This window comes from Aeromonas media, assembly GCF_000819985.1.
Lineage (GTDB): Bacteria > Pseudomonadota > Gammaproteobacteria > Enterobacterales > Aeromonadaceae > Aeromonas > Aeromonas media.
Genome location: NZ_CDBZ01000010.1, coordinates 1 through 19,336, shown reverse-complemented (window position 1 = coordinate 19,336; position 19,336 = coordinate 1). Strand labels below are relative to the sequence as shown.

Annotated in this window: 11 protein-coding genes and 1 pseudogene; 4 read left to right on the top strand and 8 right to left on the bottom strand. The window is 61.2% G+C overall.

The window, feature by feature from the left end; translation table 11 throughout:
• Positions 1 to 180: 180 nt before the first annotated feature.
• Both acnB and BN1127_RS00845 read right to left on the bottom strand, forming a co-directional pair.
• Entirely contained in the window at positions 181 to 2,778 is a 2,598-nt protein-coding gene (gene acnB / locus BN1127_RS00850; RefSeq protein WP_042648144.1) for a bifunctional aconitate hydratase 2/2-methylisocitrate dehydratase, read from the bottom strand.
• Between the two features lie 228 nt (positions 2,779 to 3,006).
• Positions 3,007 to 5,304: a patatin-like phospholipase family protein gene (locus BN1127_RS00845; RefSeq protein ID WP_042648143.1), complete on the bottom strand. Its 2,298-nt coding sequence runs from the start codon at positions 5,302 to 5,304 to the stop codon at positions 3,007 to 3,009.
• Positions 5,305 to 5,583: 279 nt separating this feature from the next.
• On the opposite strand from BN1127_RS00845, the gene BN1127_RS00840 reads away from it, so the two are divergent.
• Positions 5,584 to 7,494, top strand: coding sequence for a methyl-accepting chemotaxis protein (locus BN1127_RS00840; RefSeq protein ID WP_042648142.1), 1,911 nt, complete (start codon positions 5,584 to 5,586; stop codon positions 7,492 to 7,494).
• Positions 7,495 to 7,639: 145 nt separating this feature from the next.
• Entirely contained in the window at positions 7,640 to 7,852 is a 213-nt protein-coding gene (locus BN1127_RS00835; RefSeq protein WP_005329196.1) for a hypothetical protein, read from the top strand.
• Between the two features lie 735 nt (positions 7,853 to 8,587).
• Here the strand turns inward: BN1127_RS00835 and BN1127_RS00825 are convergent.
• From BN1127_RS00825 to ampD, 6 genes and pseudogenes are all read right to left on the bottom strand, one after another.
• Positions 8,588 to 9,538, bottom strand: a pseudogene (locus tag BN1127_RS00825) (GGDEF domain-containing protein); the annotation flags it as partial.
• 128 nt (positions 9,539 to 9,666) lie between these two features.
• A complete protein-coding gene (gene lpdA, locus BN1127_RS00820; protein ID WP_025328438.1) occupies positions 9,667 to 11,094 on the bottom strand; it encodes a dihydrolipoyl dehydrogenase in 1,428 nt (475 codons plus the stop codon).
• 153 nt (positions 11,095 to 11,247) lie between these two features.
• Positions 11,248 to 13,134: a pyruvate dehydrogenase complex dihydrolipoyllysine-residue acetyltransferase gene (gene aceF, locus BN1127_RS00815; RefSeq protein WP_041204909.1), complete on the bottom strand. Its 1,887-nt coding sequence runs from the start codon at positions 13,132 to 13,134 to the stop codon at positions 11,248 to 11,250.
• A 165-nt stretch (positions 13,135 to 13,299) separates the two neighbouring features.
• Positions 13,300 to 15,960 carry a pyruvate dehydrogenase (acetyl-transferring), homodimeric type gene (aceE, locus tag BN1127_RS00810; RefSeq protein WP_005329209.1) on the bottom strand — a complete coding sequence of 887 codons (2,661 nt, stop codon included), beginning with the start codon at positions 15,958 to 15,960 and terminating at the stop codon, positions 13,300 to 13,302.
• A gap of 68 nt (positions 15,961 to 16,028) precedes the next feature.
• Positions 16,029 to 16,793: a pyruvate dehydrogenase complex transcriptional repressor PdhR gene (gene pdhR / locus BN1127_RS00805; RefSeq protein WP_005329211.1), complete on the bottom strand. Its 765-nt coding sequence runs from the start codon at positions 16,791 to 16,793 to the stop codon at positions 16,029 to 16,031.
• Positions 16,794 to 17,069: 276 nt separating this feature from the next.
• The gene (gene ampD, locus BN1127_RS00795; protein ID WP_042648209.1) at positions 17,070 to 17,642 is read right to left on the bottom strand and encodes a 1,6-anhydro-N-acetylmuramyl-L-alanine amidase AmpD; all 573 of its coding nucleotides are present in this window, start codon (positions 17,640 to 17,642) and stop codon (positions 17,070 to 17,072) included.
• 145 nt (positions 17,643 to 17,787) lie between these two features.
• Between ampD and BN1127_RS00790 the strand changes: the two genes are divergently transcribed.
• Complete coding sequence (locus tag BN1127_RS00790; protein ID WP_371316622.1) at positions 17,788 to 18,249, top strand: retropepsin-like aspartic protease family protein; 462 nt, start codon at positions 17,788 to 17,790, stop codon at positions 18,247 to 18,249.
• Between the two features lie 3 nt (positions 18,250 to 18,252).
• Positions 18,253 to 19,116, top strand: a complete 864-nt coding sequence (gene nadC, locus BN1127_RS00785; protein ID WP_042648138.1) for a carboxylating nicotinate-nucleotide diphosphorylase — start codon at positions 18,253 to 18,255, stop codon at positions 19,114 to 19,116.
• Positions 19,117 to 19,336 lie beyond the last annotated feature (220 nt).

The following is a 19,336-nucleotide window of genomic DNA, read 5'->3' as shown; positions in this document are numbered from 1 at the left end:
CACACAGAAGACAATGGGACCATCCAGGCCAGACAACCTAACGCAGCGCACTGGTAAATGCATCGACGACGCAGTGGCGGGAGATTGGCTGCCCATTATTGCGCAACCGCCATAAATGGAAAATGCCGCGTAGAGACGCGGCATTGTTTATATCGGGTGGAGAGTCCAACCAGTCAGTCCTTAGACCGCCTGTTGCAAAATCACCGCATCGGCCTTCTTGGTGTAAGAGGCGATCTCGTTGAAGTTGAGGTAGCGGTAAGTATCTGCCGCCGTGGCATCCAGGGTCTTGGCGTACTGCAGGTACTCCGCCACGGTCGGGATCTTGCCGATGATGGCGGCAACCGCAGCCAGCTCGGCGGAGGCCAGATAGACGTTGGCGCCCTTGCCCAGACGGTTCGGGAAGTTGCGGGTGGAGGTGGAGACCACGGAGGCCCCTTCCGCTACGCGCGCCTGGTTGCCCATGCACAGGGAGCAGCCCGGGATCTCGATGCGGGCACCAACGCGACCAAAGATGCCGTAGTAGCCCTCTTCGGTCAGCTGATCCTTGTCCATCTTGGTGGGCGGGGCGATCCACATGCGGGTCGGCAGCTCACCCTGATACTTCTCGAGCAGCTTGCCGGCGGCGCGGAAGTGGCCGATGTTGGTCATGCAGGAACCGATGAATACCTCATCGATCTGGCTGCCAGCCACGTCGCTCAGCAGGCGAGCGTCGTCAGGATCGTTCGGCGCACAGAGGATGGGCTCCTTGATGGTGGCCAGATCGATCTCGATGATTTCGGCGTACTCGGCATCCTTGTCCGCTTCCATCAGCACCGGGTTGGCCAGCCACTCTTCCATCCCCTTGATACGACGGGTGATGGTGCGCACGTCGCCGTAGCCTTCGGACAGCATCCATTTCAGCATCACGATGTTGGACTTCAGGTACTCGATGATCGGCGCCTGATCCAGCTTGATGGTGCAACCAGCGGCGGAGCGCTCGGCGCTGGCATCGGCCAGCTCGAACGCCTGCTCCACCTTCAGGGTCGGCAGACCTTCGATCTCGAGGATGCGGCCGGAGAAGATGTTCTTCTTGCCTGCCTTCTCGACGGTCAGCAGCCCCTTCTGGATGGCAGCGTAGGGGATGGCATGGACCAGGTCACGCAATGTGATGCCCGGCTGCAGCTCGCCCTTGAAGCGCACCAGCACGGATTCCGGCATGTCCAGCGGCATCACACCGGTGGCGGCGGCGAACGCCACCAGACCGGAGCCCGCCGGGAAGGAGATCCCGATGGGGAAGCGGGTGTGGGAGTCACCACCGGTACCCACGGTATCCGGCAACAGCATGCGGTTCAGCCAGGAGTGGATGACACCGTCACCCGGGCGCAGGCTCACACCGCCGCGGTTCATGATGAAGTCCGGCAGGGTGTGGTGGGTCTGCACGTCGATGGGCTTGGGATAGGCCGCGGTGTGGCAGAAGGACTGCATGGTCAGATCGGCGGAGAAACCGAGGCAAGCCAGATCTTTGAGCTCGTCGCGGGTCATGGGGCCCGTGGTGTCCTGGGAGCCGACCGTGGTCATGCGGGGCTCGCAGTAGGTGCCCGGGCGAATGCCCTGCACGCCGCACGCCTTGCCCACCATCTTCTGGGCCAGGGTGTAACCCTTGCCGGTGTCGGCCACCGGTTGCGGGCGACGGAACACGGTAGAGAACGGCAACCCTAAGGCCTCGCGGGCCTTGTCGGTCAGGCCGCGGCCGATGATCAGCGGAATACGGCCACCGGCGCGCACTTCGTCGATCAGCACCTCGGTTTTCAGTTCAAAGCGGGCCAGCACCTCGTCGGTGCCGTGACGGGTGATCTTGCCCTCATAGGGGAAGATGTCGATGACATCGCCCATCTCCAGTTTGGAGACGTCCACTTCGATGGGCAGGGCGCCAGCATCTTCCATGGTGTTGAAGAAGATGGGGGCAATCTTGCCGCCGAGGCAGACGCCGCCGGCGCGCTTGTTCGGCACGAACGGAATGTCGTCGCCCATGAACCAGAGCACCGAGTTGGTGGCAGATTTGCGTGAAGAGCCGGTACCGACCACGTCACCGACGTACGCCAGCGGGAAACCGGTCTGCTTGAGCTCTTCGATGGCCTTGACGGGGCCGATGACGCCGTCCTTGTCCGGGGTGATGCCGGGACGGGCGTTCTTCAACATCGCCAGGGCATGGAGCGGGATATCGGGACGGGACCAGGCATCCGGTGCAGGGGACAGATCATCGGTGTTGGTCTCGCCGGTCACCTTGAACACGGTGACGGTGATCTTCTCGGCCAGGGCGGGGCGGTTCAGGAACCACTCGGCATCGGCCCAGGATTGCAGCACCTGCTGGGCGTGGGCATTGCCCGCCTTCGCCTTCTCTTCCACGTCGTGGAAGGAGTCAAACATCAGCAGGGTGTGGGAGAGGCCCTTGGCAGCAAGAGGAGCCAGCTCGGCGTCATCCAGCAGATCGATCAGCGGCTGGATGTTGTAACCACCCTGCATGGTGCCGAGCAGCTCGACCGCTTCGGCCGCAGTCAGGATGGGAGAGTGAGCCTCGCCCTTGGCGACGGCGGTGAGGAAGCCGGCTTTGACATAGGCCGCTTCATCAACACCCGGGGGAATGCGGGAGGACAACAGTTCTTTCAGAAAATCATGTTCACCGGCGGGGGGGTTCTTGAGCAGTTCAACCAGGGCGGCGACCTGCTCTGCATCCAGAGGTTTGGCAACCACGCCCTCGGCGGCACGTTCTGCGACGTGTTTACGGTATGTTTCAAGCACGACTAATTCCTCTTTGGTCTTTTTTTGGGGTTCGCCCAAGCTCGCGGCGATCGTCCTTGCGGGACACCCGTAGGGTGCCCCCCACTATATAAGTTTTAACGACTAATTAAAATCCAAACCCTGTGCAGTTATTCATCAAACCAGCATAACCATATAAGCCAGTTAGATTTTTTTAAACTGACAAGACACACAACACAGACAAGTTAACAAAAAGTCAGCATTTCACCCTTATTGGAACGTAGTGCCCAATTGCAGATAGAACATGTCATGCCCCCCCTCCGCCATGCCATAGCCGAGGAAGATGGGGCCGAGGAAGCTCTCCACCCCCACATAGACGGAGCCGGCGGTGTAGGAGGACTCCAGGCTGATGTCGGCTCCCTTGTCCCAGACTCCACCCTGCTCGAGAGATCCCCCGAGGAACAGGGGTGCCTTGATGGCCCCGAAGTCGTTGTCCGCCACCCGGTAGATGTAGCGCAGACCGCTGAACAGACTGTAGCGGCCGCTCAGCTGGTAGTGCTGGAAGCCGGATAGCCGGAACAGACCGCCGAGATCCTGTACGAACAGCGGCACCTCTTCCTCCGAGGAGGAGCCGCCCCCTTCCAGCATCAGGTTGAGACTGTGCCGTCCCCATGACCAGGGCTTGATCATCGCCAGGTGGTAATTAAGCCCCTCGGTGTTCTCCGTCGGCTCGCCGGTCGGCTCAATCTTGATGTGGGAGTAGCCCCCCTTGATGTCCCAGTAGATTCCCTCGTAGGGGAAGTAGCGGCTGTCGAGGGTGTCGTGCTCGAAGCGAATGTAGGGCCCCCAGGCGGTGGCATCCGCACTCGCGTCGGACAGGTTCTGGACATCGACGCTGCCCACCTGGCCTTCCAGCCCCAGGGACACCCTGCTCCAGGGCTGCCGATTCCAACCGACGGCGAGATCCACGCTGGTGAAGCTGTACTCCGAGTCCAGGTAACGGACTCCGGACAGCTGCACATCTTCCTCCGGGAAGAAGACCCGGCGCTCGGTCTTGTCATAAGCCAGGCTCGCCTCGCCATAGAAGGTCTGGGAGGGCTCGAGTGGCGTATAGAAGTCGGTCTTGAGGTGCTTGGCCGTGCCGAGCGACGCCTCGGTCAGCCACTCGGCGCCCCAGTCGTTGACGTTGGTCAGGGTATAGGACATGCCGACGTTGTAGTTGGAGCTGCTCTCGAAGTCATCGGAGAAGCCGAGCTGGAAGTTGAGATAGCCAGGTCCCCAGTTCTTCTCGCTGGCATCCACCACCAGCACATTCTCGCCGTCCCGCTCCACCACCTCGTAGGTGATGCGGTCGAACGACTCCAGGGCGTAGAGGCGGCGAATGCCGGCCTCCAGGCTCTCATAGGTCTGCACCTTGTCCGGGCGCACCTTGAGCATGGCCCGCACCGTCTCGTCGGAGAGGCGCGACTTGTTGAGGATCTCCACCTTGTCGATGTAGTAGGCCGGTTGACCGCTACGCTCGGCGCGGCGACTCAGCTTCTTGTTGCGGTAATCCGCGTAAGCGTCGGGGGAGAGTGACAGGGCATCGAGCTGGGCAGCGGCGCGATTGGCCACCGCCTCCCCCTGCTTGATCCCCTCCGGCATCCGGGCAAAATCGGCGATCCCCATGTCTCCGAACTCAGGGCTGAGCAGCACGTCCTTGGGCCCCAGCAGCGCCTTCTGCTTCTCGGTGCCGACCTGGGTCATGTAGGTGGTGAGCTGGTCGATCATGGCCAGCCCGGATTTGAGCGACTCCCGGGTGCGCAGCTTGGCGCCGATGTCCACCGCGATCACCACGTCGGCCCCCATGGCCTTGGCCACGTCCACCGGCATGTTGTTGACGGTGCCGCCGTCGGCCAGGATGTGCCCCTCCCACTCCACGGGCTTGAGGGCGCCGGGGATGGACATGGAGGCCTGCATCGCCTTGGCCAGGCTGCCATGGTCAAGCACGAAGGGGGTCACCGTCTCCATGTCGGTGGCCATGGCGCGGTAGGGAATGGGCAGATCGTCGAAGCTCTTCTGCGCCGGCAGGTTGGAGGTGGCATGGCGCAGCAGGCTGGCCATGGACTGGCCCTGGAAGAAGCCGTCCGGCAGCTGAGTCTGGTCACCGTTGACCCCGATGTCGGTGCGCAGCTGGTACTTCTCGCTCTGCTGCTTCTTGCGCAGGGAGAGCTCGTCACGACCGACCTTGTCCTGATAACCCTTGTTCCAGTCGATGGCGAGGGTCATGCGCTCCACCTCTTCGGCACTGAGCCCCATGGCGTACATGCCCGCTACGTAGGAACCCATGCTGGTGCCCACCACGATGTCGACCGGGATGCGTTTCTCTTCCAGCACCTTGAGCACCCCGATGTGGGCCGCCCCCTTGGCGCCGCCGCCGCTCAGCACCAGGGCTATCCTGGGCCGATCCGCCTTGGTGCCACCGCCTTGCACCTGAGCGGCATCGCTGGCCTGGGCCGCCCCCGTCCATGGCAGGGTCGCCATCAGAAGCATTAGCAGTTGGGTCCATCCCCAATGAAAGATGCGCATATGAGTGTCCATTGATCCGTGCGAGTCGAGTGAGCTGTCCGCCGACGTGAGTGCCGCCAACTATGAGTTGAAGAACTTTAACTGCAACCGGCCGCGCTGGCGAGATGTCATCGTCCCGTGGTTGCACTGCAGAGCCAGGGATGAATAGTGTCAATCCAGTCCCGACCTGATGTGAGCGCAAACGTTAATCGGCAATAAACGCCACCACCACCTCAAGAGCCCGCTCGGTCAGCCGTTAATATGTACTCAACCTTAGGCCCACACTCCCGAGTCACCCTTATGTTCGCAAGCCTGACACTCAAACAGAAAATTCTGGCCACCGTCATCCTCGCCGTGGCTCTCTCCTGTCTGCTGGTGGGCTATTTCAGCCAGCGCTCGGCCCAACAGCTGATCGAGACCCGCATGTTCGAACAGGAGCTACCCAACCTCACCCAGCGCATCGGCAAGGAGATCGAGAAAGACCTCACCTCGGTCGCAAGCGCCGCCAGGCAACTGGCCAATGACCGCTTCGTGCTGGACTGGGTGGCCCGCGGCATGCCCAAGGAACAGGAATCCATCCTCATCGACCAGCTCAAGGACATGACCAGCCAGTATGGCCTGGTCACCGCCTCCTTCGCCGATCGCCAGAGTGCCGCCTACTACAACCAGGACGGCTTCCTGCGCATCCTGAACCATGAGCAGGACAACTGGTTCTACGACTACACCAAGAGCGGCCAGGATCTGATGCTCAGCATCTTTCGCGAGAGCAATGGCGAGGTGAAGCTGTTCGTCAACTTCCAGCAGCTCGACGGGCGCGGCCTGGCCGGCCTCGCCAAGTCTCTCGACAGCATGGTCAGCATGCTCGCCAACTTTCGCATCGGCGACAGCGGCTTCGTCTTCATGACCGATGGCAGCGGCAAGGTGAAGCTACACCCGGACGCCGCCCGCATCGACAGAGACAGCCTGGGTCAACTGGCTGGCCCGGGCGCAGGCGCGCTGATGACCAAGCAAGCGTTCGCCGCCACTCATGCCGAGATCGATGGCCAGCCGGTGGTACTCGCCACCAGCTATATTCCCCTGCTCGACTGGTATCTGGTGGCCCAGGTGCCGGAGGCCGAGATCTATGCCGAACTGGACAAGGCGCGGCTGCACATAGTGCTGGTGAGCCTGCTCATCGCCGTAGGCATGGGGCTGCTCAGCGTGCTGCTGGCCGGCTCCGTCAGTCGCCCCCTCAACGAACTGGCTCGCCTGTTCCGGGAACTGGGCAGTGGTGACGGGGATCTGACCCAACGCCTCAAGGTGGAAGGACGGGACGAACTGAGCCAGGTCGCCACCGGCTTCAACAACTTCGTCGCCAAGATCCACGGTTCCATCGAGCAGGTGGCGAGCAACTCCCGCCAGCTCGCCGCCACCGCCAACGAGGTGGCCGCCAAGGCCCAGCTGACCCAGCACAACTGCACCGCCCAGCGGGATCGCACCGTCCAGGTCGCCACCGCCATCCACGAGATGGGCGCCACCGTCAGCGAGATCGCCGGCAATGCGTCCCTGGCCGCCGACGTCGCCAGGCAGGCCAACGATCAGGCCGATGCGGGGGCCCAGGTAGTGGCCCAAGCCCGCCACGGCATCGTCGGCCTCTCCGGCGAGATCGAGCAGGTCGCCGGGGTCATCGAGTCCCTGGCCAGCCAGACCGACTCCATCGGCAGCATCCTCGACACCATCCGCAGTATCTCCGAGCAGACCAACCTGCTGGCCCTCAACGCCGCCATCGAGGCCGCCCGCGCCGGTGAGCAGGGCCGCGGCTTCGCCGTGGTGGCCGACGAGGTGCGCAACCTCGCCAGCCGCTCCGCCGCCTCCACCGCCGAGATCCAGGGCATGATCAACCGGCTGCAGGAGCAGAGCGCCCGCGCCGTCAGCGCCATGGCCCAGGGCCGCAACCAGAGCCTGGAAGTGGTCACCCAGGCCGATGCGGCCGACGGGGCGCTCGGCCAGATCACCGCCCACATCACCCAGATCAGCGACATGAATATCCAGGTCGCCACCGCCACCGAGGAGCAGTCCAGCGTGGTGGGCGAGATCAACCGCAACGTAGAGGACATCAACCAGCTCACCATGGAGACCGCCGACATCGCCCACCAGCTGACCGAGTCCAGCCGCAGTCTGCAGCAGCTCTCCGGCGAGCTCGACAAGCTGGTCGGCAACTTCCGGCTCTGAGCCTTTTAGCCCTCCCACTCACTCAGGGAGCGCAGCCGCGCTCCCTGTTCTTCGACAACGGCAAGCCATGACGCAGCGGCGCCAACTCGACTCAGGATCTCGGCCGAAATGCCGCATAATCAGAGGAGAACCAAGGAGAACGGAAATGGGCAAACTGATGATGGTAATGGTACTGGGGGCGCTGTTGTCGGCCTGCAGCAGCGGTCCGGTGCGAGTGCACGGCGCCGATGTCAGTGTGGATGACACCCGGATCCGGGTCTACGATGGCCATCATGATGGCTATTACGATGATGACTATCATGGCGGCCAGCGGGGTCGTTTCTGTCCCCCGGGACAGGCCAAGAAAGGGCGCTGCTAGCGCCTTTTTTTATGGTCGCCATCTGCCCGCCGCAACCGGGTCTACTGCGAGGGACAGCTCCGGGTCACGCAGGCTCCCATGCCGGTATCGACCACCACCTCAGCCAGAATACACCTCTCCTCCTGTGCCTTGAGCGCCGCCATGGACTGCGCCTTTGATGCCAGGCCCGCTCAGGCCCGGCATATAAGCCATTCCATCATGCGGTGACGCCAACGTGTGGCGCGGCAATGAAACGACAGCGCCAGCAAGGGCACATCGCTGCAGAGCACGGTCCTCGCAGCACGCGTTCTACCCCATACTTGAGGGAACACCGCATGTTCCCGGTTATGTCAGCGGCAAGTCATGACGCAACGCCACCAACTTCCCCCGATGCCCAGGGGGAACGGCAGCATAATCAGGGGAAACCCTAGGAGGTTGTTATGGACAAGCGGATTCTGATGGTACTGCTTGGCGCCTTGCTCACCGCCTGCACCAGTGGCCCGGTACGGGTACACGGCGCAGATTTCAGCGTGGACGATGCCCATATCCGGGTCACTGACGGCTACTACCGCTATCATGGGGGCCATTACTATCGCTATTACGATGACCACCATCACCACGATGGCTATTACCGCCGCTATTACGATGACCGCTACCCTGGTCGCTATTACTACCGCTATGACGATCACCACCATCGCCAGGGCGGCTATCGCACCTTCTGCCCGCCAGGGCAGGCGAAAAAAGGGCGCTGCTAGTACCTTTTTTGCGGTCGTACATCTGCTTGTCCGCCTGTTGCAACAGCAGTTCCAGATCGGGCGGCAGCAGCGGATCATAGTGGGCGACGCCGGTGGAGCAAAACAGTTGGTAGGGCTTGCCCTGCTCCCGGTTGAAGGTCGCCAGCGCCTTCTCGAAACGGGCCAGCACCCGGGACACCAGCGCCGATCCTATGCCCGGCAGCAGCACCACGAACTCGTCCCCGCCAAGCCGGGCGAAGATATCCGCATTGCGAAACACCCGGGAGAGCAGCAATGCCACCTGGCGCAGGGCATCATCCCCCACCTCGTGTCCCAGGGTGTCGTTAATCTCCTTGAAACGGTCGAGGTCGAGGAACAGCAGACTCGCCTCCCGCCCCTGCCGATGGGAGAGCTGCAGGCACTTCTGCCCCAACATGATGAAGCCACGACGGTTGGTGATGCCGGTCAGCTCGTCCAGGATAGCCAGTTGAATGGCGGCCAGCTCATGCTCCACCATGCCCGCCAGATCCATCAACAAGGCCCGCTGACGCTCATCCAGCTGGCGCGGCCTGCGATCGATAAGGCAGAGGGTACCCACCTTGTAGCCACCGGCGATATGCAAAGGCGTTCCTGCATAGAAACGGATGTGGGGGTCCCCCAGCACCAGGGGATTGTCGGCGAAGCGTGGATCCCGGGTCGCATCCTCCACCACGAAGATCTCTTCGCCGAGGATGGCATGGCCACAGAAGGAGACGTCGCGTGGAGTCTCCTGCGCATCCAGACCGCAGCGGGACTTGAACCACTGCCGCTCCTCATCCACCAGGGAGATGAGCGAGATGGGCACCTCGAACATGTTGCGCGCCATCCGGGTAATGCGATCGAAACGCTCCTCCGCCGTGCTATCCAGAATGGCGAGACGGCGCAGGCCATCGAGTCGCTGTCGTTCGTGTTCGGGTATGGCAGGTGCTTGCATGGGAAGAGCCGGCGGTTGATGACAGAAGCCTCAGCATAGCAAATGGCCTCGAGCAAATCTCATCCATCGTCGGGCAACAAAAAAGCCGCTCCTGAGAGCGGCTTTTCATCATGGCAAGAAGAAGAGGCTTACTTCTTCTTCTTGGCCTTGGCGTTCGGCAGGTCGGTGATGGAGCCTTCGAACACTTCGGCAGCCAGACCCACGGACTCGTGCAGAGTCGGGTGAGCGTGGATGGTCAGCGCCAGATCTTCGGCGTCGGCACCCATCTCGATGGCCAGACCGATCTCGCCCAGCAGCTCACCACCGTTGGTACCGACGATGGCACCACCGATGACGCGGTTGCTGTCCTTGTCGAAGATCAGCTTGGTCATGCCGTCGGCGCAGTCGGAGGCGATGGCACGGCCGGAAGCAGCCCAAGGGAAGGTAGCGACTTCGAAGTTCAGGCCCTGTTGCTTGGCTTCCTTCTCGGTCAGACCGACCCAGGCCATCTCTGGCTCTGTGTAGGCGATGGACGGGATCACTTTCGGGTCGAAGTAGTGCTTCTTGCCGGCGATGACTTCGGCCGCCACGTGGCCTTCGTGCACACCCTTGTGAGCCAGCATCGGCTGGCCGACGATGTCACCGATGGCGTGGATGTGCGGAACGTTGGTACGCAGTTGCTTGTCCACTTCGATGAAACCGCGCTCGTTGACGGCAACACCGGCTTTCTCGGCGTCCATCAGCTTGCCGTTCGGCACACGACCGACCGCGACCAGCACGTTGTCGTAGCGAACCGGCTCGGCCGGGGCGTGCTTGCCTTCGTAGGAGACGTACAGGCCGTCCTCACGGGCTTCAACTGCGGTGACCTTGGTCTCCAGCATGATGTTGAATTTCTTGGCAACGCGCTTGGTGTAGATCTTGACGATGTCTTTGTCGGCAGCAGGTACCAGCTGATCGGCAAATTCCACCACGTCGATCTCGGAGCCCAGGGAGGAGTAAACGGTACCCATCTCCAGACCGATGATGCCGCCACCGATAACCAGCAGCTTGCCCGGTACTGTGGTCAGTTCCAGCGCATCAGTTGAATCCCAGACGCGGGGGTCATCGTGGGGGATGAAGGGCAGCTTCACCGGACGGGAACCGGCCGCGATGATGGCGTTGTCGAAGGTCACTGTGGTCTTGCCGTCGGCACCTTCCACTTCGAGGGTGTTCGGGCCGGTGAACTTGCCGAAGCCGTTCACAACCTGGACTTTACGCATCTTGGCCATGCCGGCCAGACCGCCGGTCAGCTGGTTGATGACCTTCTCTTTCCACAGACGCACCTTGTCGATGTCGGTCTGCGGGGCACCGAAGACGATGCCGTGCTCGGCCAGCGCCTTGGCTTCTTCGATCACTTTGGCAACGTGCAGCAGCGCCTTGGAGGGGATGCAGCCCACGTTCAGGCAGACGCCACCCAGGGTGGAGTAACGCTCGACGATAACGGTATCCAGACCCAAATCGGCAGCGCGGAAAGCAGCGGAATAACCGGCAGGGCCAGCACCCAGTACTACGACCTGGGTTTTGATCTCTTTACTCATCATGACCTCTTTGTCGTTCTATATCCCCGGACAGCACAGTCTTATGCCAAAGAAGGCGGCTGCAGCCGTGAAAAAAACGGGGCAAGTTTATAATTTTGTTAATGAAATGAGAAGTGAAAAGGGCGAGCTCTGTGCTCGCCCTCTCATTTACATTTACAGAACCAGTCGACGAATGTCGGACAGCACGCCACTCAGGGTGGTGATGAAGCGAGCCCCGTCGGCGCCGTCGATGACGCGGTGGTCATAGCTCAGGGCCAGCGGCAGCATCAGGCGAGGCACAAACTCCTTGCCGTTCCACTTCGGCTTCATCTCGGACTTGGAGACGCCCAGGATGGCCACTTCCGGCGCGTTGACGATCGGGGTAAAGCTGGTACCGCCGATGCCACCCAGGCTGGAGATGGTGAAGCAACCGCCCTGCATGTCGGCAGCGGTCAGCTTGCCGGCACGGGCCTTCTTGGAGATCTCGGCCAGATCGCGGGACAGCTCATGGATGCCCTTCTTGTTGACGTCGCGAACGACCGGCACAACCAGGCCACCCGGGGTGTCAACCGCCACACCGATGTGGATGTACTTCTTCATGATCAGCTTGCTGCCGTCTTCGGACAGAGCGCTGCAGAAGCGCGGGTGCGCTTCCAGCGCCTTGGCGGCCGCCTTCAGGATGAACACCAGCGGGGTGATCTTCACGTCCAGCTTCTGCTTCTCGGCCAGGATGTTCTGCTCTTTGCGGAACGCTTCCAGATCCGTGGTATCTGCTTCGTCAAACTGGGTGACATGAGGGATCATGGCCCAGTTGCGGTGCAGGGCAGGACCGGAGATCTTCTGGATCCGGGTCAGTTCCAGCTCTTCGACCGGGCCGAACTTGCTGAAATCAACCTTGGGCCAGGCCACGACGCTCATGCCGTTGCCAGTGCCTTGACCCGCAGCCGGGGCGGACTCGGCACGCTTGACCGCATCCTTCACGTAGGCCTGCACGTCTTCTTTGACAATGCGGCCCTTGCGACCGGAAGCCTTCACCTTGGCCAGGTTGACGCCGAATTCACGAGCAAGACGGCGCACCGCCGGGGAGGCGTGAACATAGGCATCGTTGGCCACGAAATCGGAGGCAGCGGCAGCCGGGGCTGCAGCCTGAGCAACCGGGGCAGCGGCAGGGGCGGCGGCAACGGGGGCAGCAGCCTGAGCAACCGGGGAGGCGGCTGGAGCAGCACCAGCGACTTCGAACACCATGATCAGGGAACCGGTGGAGACCTTGTCACCGGCCTTGACCTTGATTTCCTTGACCACACCGGCGAACGGTGCAGGCACTTCCATGGAGGCCTTGTCACCTTCCACGGCGATCAGGGACTGGTCGGCTTCGACCTTGTCACCCACGGCCACCATGATCTCGGTGACTTCCACTTCATCGCCACCGATGTCAGGTACGTTGACCTCTTTGGCAGCAGCGGCAACCGGGGCAGCAGCCACGGGAGCGGCAGCCTGAACCGGCGCGGCAACGGCAGCAGGCGCGGCGCCAGCCACTTCGAATACCATCACCAGGGAACCGGTGGAGACCTTGGCACCAGCGGCAACCTTGATCTCGACCACGCGGCCCGCGAACGGCGCCGGGACTTCCATGGAGGCCTTGTCACCTTCCACGGCGATGATGGACTGGTCGGCTTCAACCATGTCGCCCACAGCAACCATGATCTCGGTCACTTCGACTTCGTCGTCACCGATGTCAGGTACGTGCACGTCTTTGGCAGCGGCAGCAACAGGGGCAGCCGGTGCGGCGGCAACCGGAGCGGCAGCCTGAGCCGGAGCGGCGGCAGCGCCTTCCGCTTCGAAGATCATGATCTGGGAACCGGTGGCAACCTTGTCACCCACCTTGATCAGGATCTCTTTGACGATACCTGCGGCCGGAGCCGGGACTTCCATGGAGGCCTTGTCACCTTCCACGGCGATCAGGGACTGGTCCAGTTCGACCTTGTCACCCACGGCGACCATGATCTCGGTCACTTCCACTTCATCGGCACCGATATCCGGCACCATAATCTGTTTGGACATTGTGCTTTATCCTCTTACGCGTACGTTTATCGCGTTAACCTTGGCAAGAGCAGGTTCCGGCTCGTTGTTGCCGTCCGGACCCTGTGTGTCCTCTTACTCTTATGTCGCATTAACCTGGGCAAGGCCCTGTCCGGTACGCAAGTCCGGACAGGGCGCTCAATCCTCTTACGCGTACAGCGGGTTAACCTTGTCGGCATCGATGCCGTATTTAGCGATGGCGTCGGCCACAACCTGCTTGTCGATCTCGCCGCGCTTGGCCAGTTCGGTCAGGGCAGCAACGACGACGTAGAACTCGTTCACTTCGAAGTGACGACGCAGGTTGGCACGGCTGTCGGAACGGCCATAACCGTCGGTACCCAGTACACGGTAGTTCTCGGTCGGCACGAAGGCACGCACCTGCTCGGCGAAGGACTTCATGTAGTCGGTCGCGGCGATAGTGGCTTCGGAACCCAGTACCGAAGTGATGTAGGGCACACGGGCGGCCGCAGTCGGGTGCAGCATGTTCCAGCGATCGGCGTCCTGACCATCACGAGCCAGCTCGTTGAAGGAGGTGACGCTGAACACGTCGGAACCCACGCCGTATTCGCTCGCCAGGATCTGGGCGGCGGTACGGACGTGACCCAGGATGGAGCCACAACCCAGCAGCTGTACCTTGGCCTTGTTGCCGGCCACGGATTCCAGCTTGTAGATACCCTTGCGGATGCCTTCCTCGGCGCCTTCCGGCATGGCCGGCATGGCATAGTTCTCGTTGAGGGTGGTGATGTAGTAGAAGACGTTCTCCGGCTTCTCACCGTACATGCGGCGCAAGCCGTCCTGTACGATCACCGCCACTTCATAGGCGTAGGACGGGTCATAGGAGATGCAGTTCGGGATGGTGCCAGCCAGGATGTGGCTGTGACCATCTTCGTGCTGCAGACCTTCACCGTTGAGGGTGGTACGACCGGAGGTCGCGCCCAGCAGGAAGCCACGGGCTTGCTGGTCACCGGCTGCCCACGCCATGTCGCCGATCCGCTGGAAGCCGAACATGGAGTAGTAGATGTAGAACGGGATCATCGGGCAGTCGTTGGTGCTGTAAGAGGTCGCAGCAGCCAGCCAGGAGGACATGGCGCCCAGCTCGTTGATGCCGTCTTGCAGAACCTGACCCTGCTTGTCTTCCTTGTAATAGGAGACGATGTCGCGGTCTTGCGGGGTGTACTGCTGACCGTGCGGGCTGTAGATGCCGATCTGACGGAACAGACCTTCCATACCGAAGGTACGGGCTTCGTCGGCCAGGATCGGCACGATGCGCTTGCCGATGGACTTGTCTTTCAGCAGCACGTTCAGGGAACGCACGAACGCCATGGTGGTAGAGATCTCGCGCGCCTGCTCGCCCAGCAGCGGGCCGAAGGCATCCAGCGCCGGGATTTCCAGCTTGGTGGTGCTCTCGCGCAGACGGGTCGGTACATAGCCCTTCAGCGCGGCACGGCGGGCGTGCAGGTACTTGTGCTCTTCGGTACCCTCTTCGATCTTCAGGTACGGCAGGTTTTCCAGCTGCTCATCGGTGACCGGCAGGCTGAAACGATCGCGCAGGTGACGCACCGAGCCCAGATCCATCTTCTTGACCTGGTGAGCGATGTTCTTGCCTTCGGCCGCTTCGCCCATGCCATAACCCTTGATGGTCTTGGCCAGGATGACGGTCGGCTTGCCCTTGGTCGCTGCAGCCTTGGAGAAGGCGGCGAACAGTTTGCGAGGATCGTGACCACCGCGGTTCAGGGCGAAGATCTCCTCGTCGGTCATGTCTTTGACCAGAGCGGCGGTTTCCGGGTAACGGTTGAAGAAGTGCTCACGCACGTAGCCGCCGTCACGGGACTTCATGGTCTGATAGTCACCATCCACGGTCTCGTTCATCAGCTGGATCAGCTTGCCGGAAGTGTCTTTCTTCAGCAGCTCATCCCACTTGCGACCCCAGATGACCTTGGTGACATCCCAGCCGGCGCCTGCAAACAGACCTTCCAGCTCGTTGATGACCTTGCCGTTGCCGACAACAGGACCGTCCAGACGCTGCAGGTTGCAGTTGACCACGAACACCAGGTTGTCGAGCTTTTCACGCACGGCAACGGTCAGGGCACCCTTGGCTTCCGGCTCGTCCATCTCGCCGTCACCCAGGAAGGCGTACACGGTCTGCTCGGAGCAATCCTTGATACCACGGTCGGTCAGGTACTTCAGGAAGCGAGCCTGATAGATGGCGGCGATGGGGCCCAGACCCATGGAAACGGTCGGGAACTGCCAGAAGTCCGGCATCAGTTTCGGGTGCGGGTAGGAAGGAATGCCCTTGCCGTCCACTTCCTGACGGAAGTTGTCCAGCTGCTCTTCGGTCAGACGACCTTCGGCGAATGCACGGGCGTAGATGCCCGGGGAGATGTGACCCTGGAAGTAGACCAGATCGCCACCGTCCTTCTCGCTGCGAGCGCGGAAGAAGTGGTTGTAGCAGACTTCGTAGATGGTTGCGGAAGAGGCGAAGGAAGACATGTGACCGCCGAGGTCCAGGTCTTTCTTGGAGGCGCGCAGCACTATCATCATGGCATTCCAGCGGATGATGGCGCGGATGCGACGTTCCATTTCCAGGTCGCCCGGGTAAGCCGGTTCGTCGCTGGCAGGAATGGTGTTGATGTAGTCGCGATTCGCCTTTTCAGCCACGTCCACACCGCTGATGCGGGCTTTCTCGGCCAGTTGTTCAAGGATGAACTGAGCGCGTTGCGGACCCTCTTCACGCAGCAGGGATTCCAGAGAGGCAAGCCACTCCAGCGTTTCTATCGGGTCCACATCGTTCTTCAGGATATCAGACATGGCTGGTTCCTATTGTTATTGCACGGCGGTTAAGATGCGCAAGAATTCGACAATAAAGCCTTGTGGGATTAGTTTTCCTGCTGACGGATCCGACGCATGGATCGCTGGATCCGGCTGTCTTCCCTCTGCATATCCAACAAGGTGTCCTCGATAAAGGCCAGGTGCTCATGACAAGCAGCCCTGGCCCGCTCCGGAGCCCCCGACAGGATAGCCTCGATCAGGCTCGCACGATGGCGACGGATCTTGGCTACCACTCCCGGACGGCGATTCAAAATCTCGTTATTTCGTAAAATGTTCTGTTCGAGCATGGGGCCCATGGCCCGCAGCAGGTGCAGCAGCACCACGTTGTGGGACGCCTCCGCCACCGCCAGATAGAACTGGGTGACGGCGGTCGACTCGACCACCAGCGACCCCTGCTGACCTGCCTCTTCGATGGCGGACTGCGCCAGGCGGATCCGCTCGAAATCGGCCTCAGTCCCCCGCAGCGCGGCATAGTAGGCACAGATGCCTTCCAGCGCGTGACGAAACTCCAGCAGGTCATACTGGGCTTCCGGGTGGGTACTGAGCAGCTCGAACAGGGGATCGGCGATCCCCTTGCTCAAGGCATTCTGCACATAGGTGCCGCCGCCCTGACGGCGATACAAGAGTCCCCTCGCTTCCAGGCGCTGGATGGCTTCGCGCAGGGAAGGCCGCGACACCTGAAACTGGATGGCGAGTTCCCGCTCGGGGGGCAGCTTCTGCCCCGGCTGCAAGCTGCCTTCCAGAATCATGCTTTCCAGCTCGGCGACGATGGCGTCGGCCAGCTTGGGCTGAGTTATCTTGATATAGGGCATGAGGCTACTTTGTTAAATTGGTATTACCAATTCTATGGTTGGGGCGAAAATTAGCAGAGGGCTTGGAAAAAGTCCACCCAAAATATGATCTGCATCAAGAAGGAAGCTTGCCACTTTAGGGGTAAAAGAGCGGAATCATGATATAGCTCATAGAAAATGGTCTGACCAATATTATTGAGCTTGTTCACAGATAACATTTGGCCAACAGCATGAAAAATGGCCAGCCAAAAAAGGCAAGCCATTGATTCTAAATATACAAACTAATGTTTGGATTTTTTACTCAAAGTTGAGCATTCCGCGATAACGCTGCCATTCGAAACTGGTACCGGGATCCGTCTTGCGACCCGGCGCTATGTCGCAATGGCCGACGATGCGTGCTGCCGTCACCTCGGGATACTGGCTGGAAATGGCCCAACTGAGGCCTACCAGCACCTCATATTGTACATCGCTGTACGGCAGCTCGTCGGTTCCTTCCAGCTCGATGCCGATGGAGAAGTCGTTGCACGCCTCCCGCCCCTCCCAGCTCGATACCCCCGCATGCCAGGCTCGCGCAGTGAACGGCACATACTGCACCAGTTCACCATCGCGGCGGATCAGGCAGTGGGCAGAGACCCGCAGCTGATGAATGCCGGCAAAGTAAGGATGAGCGTCGGGATCGAGGCGACCGAGAAACAGATCGTCGATCCAGGGGCCGCCAAACTCGCCAGGTGGCAGACTGATGCCATGTATCACCAGCAGAGAGATGTCGTCCGGACTGCTCCGCTCATTGTGATGGGCAGAAGGCACCTTGCGGGCCTGCTCACACCACCCTGCGCGATCGATGGAAAAAATGGTTGTGGGTTCAGTCATCATCTACTCGACTCACAATGGGGAGAGGGACGCCATGGACAGTGCTAGCCGTAGTAAAAAACCGGAACCAAGCCTCTGAATCCATGGGTAAAGCTGTGTTAGGCTGAGCCATCACTTGCAAGGCACTGGATCCCATATGCACCCGATGGCACGCCGTCTCTGGCTGCTGGCCTGGCTCTCACTGCTGGGTCTGCTGACCCTCTACTTCTACTCCAGCGCCAAACCCAGCGTGACCGCCAGCGGCGAGCTGCTGCTCAAGGCCGATGCCAGCGGTCATTATCGTCTGGAGGGTGCCATCAACGACCAGCCGGTGCAACTGCTGCTGGACACGGGGGCCACCCGCGTCACCATCCCGCAACAGGTTGCCGATCGGCTTGGTCTGATCGCCCATGGCAGCAGCCAGGTCAATACCGCTGCGGGTCAGATCCGGGTCGGCAACGGTACTATCGAAACGCTGGCGATGGGGCCATTGACCTTGTACGATCTGGCCATCTTTATTAACCCGGCGGCAGACGGTGACGAAGTGCTGGTTGGCATGAACGCCCTCGGTCGGCTGGAGCTGGTTCAAAAAGAGCGGCAGTTGCTTCTCAGACCCTTGCAGGAATAAGGCATGTTACAACAGGACATCAGCCGCGCCGTGCGCGCCGCACTACTCGAAGACTTGGGCGATGCCCTCACCGCCCTGGATCAACCGGATGCCAGCACCGATATCACCGCCCAGTTGATCCCGGTCGATCGCATCTCGACGGCCCGGGTCATCACCCGCGAGGCCGGCGTATTCTGCGGTCAACCCTGGGTAGATGAGGTGTTTGCCCAGCTCGGTGGCGAGGTCAAGGTGGAGTGGAAGGTGCAGGATGGCGAGCGCCTCTCCCCCAATCAGGAGCTGTTCCGCCTCCACGGCCCGGCCCGGGTGCTGCTGACCGGCGAACGCAATGCCCTGAACTTCGTGCAGACCCTCTCCGGGGTCGCCACCCTGACCGCCCGTTACGTGGCCGAGCTGGAAGGGACCGAGTGTCGACTGCTCGATACCCGCAAGACCCTGCCCGGCCTGCGCAGCGCCCAGAAATATGCCGTCACCTGCGGTGGCGGCAAAAACCACCGCATCGGCCTCTATGACGCCTATCTCATCAAAGAGAACCATATCCTCGCCTGTGGCGGCATTGCCGAAGCCATCGCCGAGGCGCGCCGCCTCAACCCGGGCAAACCGGTGGAGGTGGAGGTGGAGTCCCTGGCCGAGCTGGAGCAGGCACTGACCGCCCGGGCTGACATCGTGATGCTGGACAACTTCGACGTGCCCATGATGCAAGAGGCCGTTCGCCTCAATCAGGGCCGCGCCAGGCTGGAGGTCTCCGGCAACGTCACATTGGAGACGCTGGCCGACTATGCGGCTACCGGCGTCGACTTTATCTCGGTGGGAGCCCTGACCAAGCACGTACGGGCGCTGGACCTCTCGATGCGCTTTATCGAAAGCTGAGCGAGTAGAACGAGTCCGTCTACCCCAAAAATATTGCGGGGCTCGAAACTTGCAAAAGGCGCCATAGGCGCCTTTTCTTTATGCAGGATCCCACGACATAAGGAGTGTGAAGATGGGCCCTCCCCAATCTTGAGAAGCCTCATTGGAAACCGATTAATCTTTGATTTTGCTATGATTTTCACTAAATGACAGAAAAGTGGGTGACTGCTCCCCGCCGCAA

Bases quoted from the DNA above. Each gene is read 5' to 3' on its own strand.
- BN1127_RS00845 (WP_042648143.1), bottom strand. From the start codon at position 5,304: ATGCGCATCTTTCATTGGGGATGGACCCAACTGCTAATGCTTCTGATG.
- BN1127_RS00840 (WP_042648142.1), top strand. From the start codon at position 5,584: ATGTTCGCAAGCCTGACACTCAAACAGAAAATTCTGGCCACCGTCATC.
- BN1127_RS00835 (WP_005329196.1), top strand. From the start codon at position 7,640: ATGGGCAAACTGATGATGGTAATGGTACTGGGGGCGCTGTTGTCGGCC.
- lpdA (WP_025328438.1), bottom strand. From the start codon at position 11,094: ATGAGTAAAGAGATCAAAACCCAGGTCGTAGTACTGGGTGCTGGCCCT.
- aceF (WP_041204909.1), bottom strand. From the start codon at position 13,134: ATGTCCAAACAGATTATGGTGCCGGATATCGGTGCCGATGAAGTGGAA.
- aceE (WP_005329209.1), bottom strand. From the start codon at position 15,960: ATGTCTGATATCCTGAAGAACGATGTGGACCCGATAGAAACGCTGGAG.
- pdhR (WP_005329211.1), bottom strand. From the start codon at position 16,793: ATGCCCTATATCAAGATAACTCAGCCCAAGCTGGCCGACGCCATCGTC.
- ampD (WP_042648209.1), bottom strand. From the start codon at position 17,642: ATGACTGAACCCACAACCATTTTTTCCATCGATCGCGCAGGGTGGTGT.
- BN1127_RS00790 (WP_371316622.1), top strand. From the start codon at position 17,788: ATGGCACGCCGTCTCTGGCTGCTGGCCTGGCTCTCACTGCTGGGTCTG.
- nadC (WP_042648138.1), top strand. From the start codon at position 18,253: ATGTTACAACAGGACATCAGCCGCGCCGTGCGCGCCGCACTACTCGAA.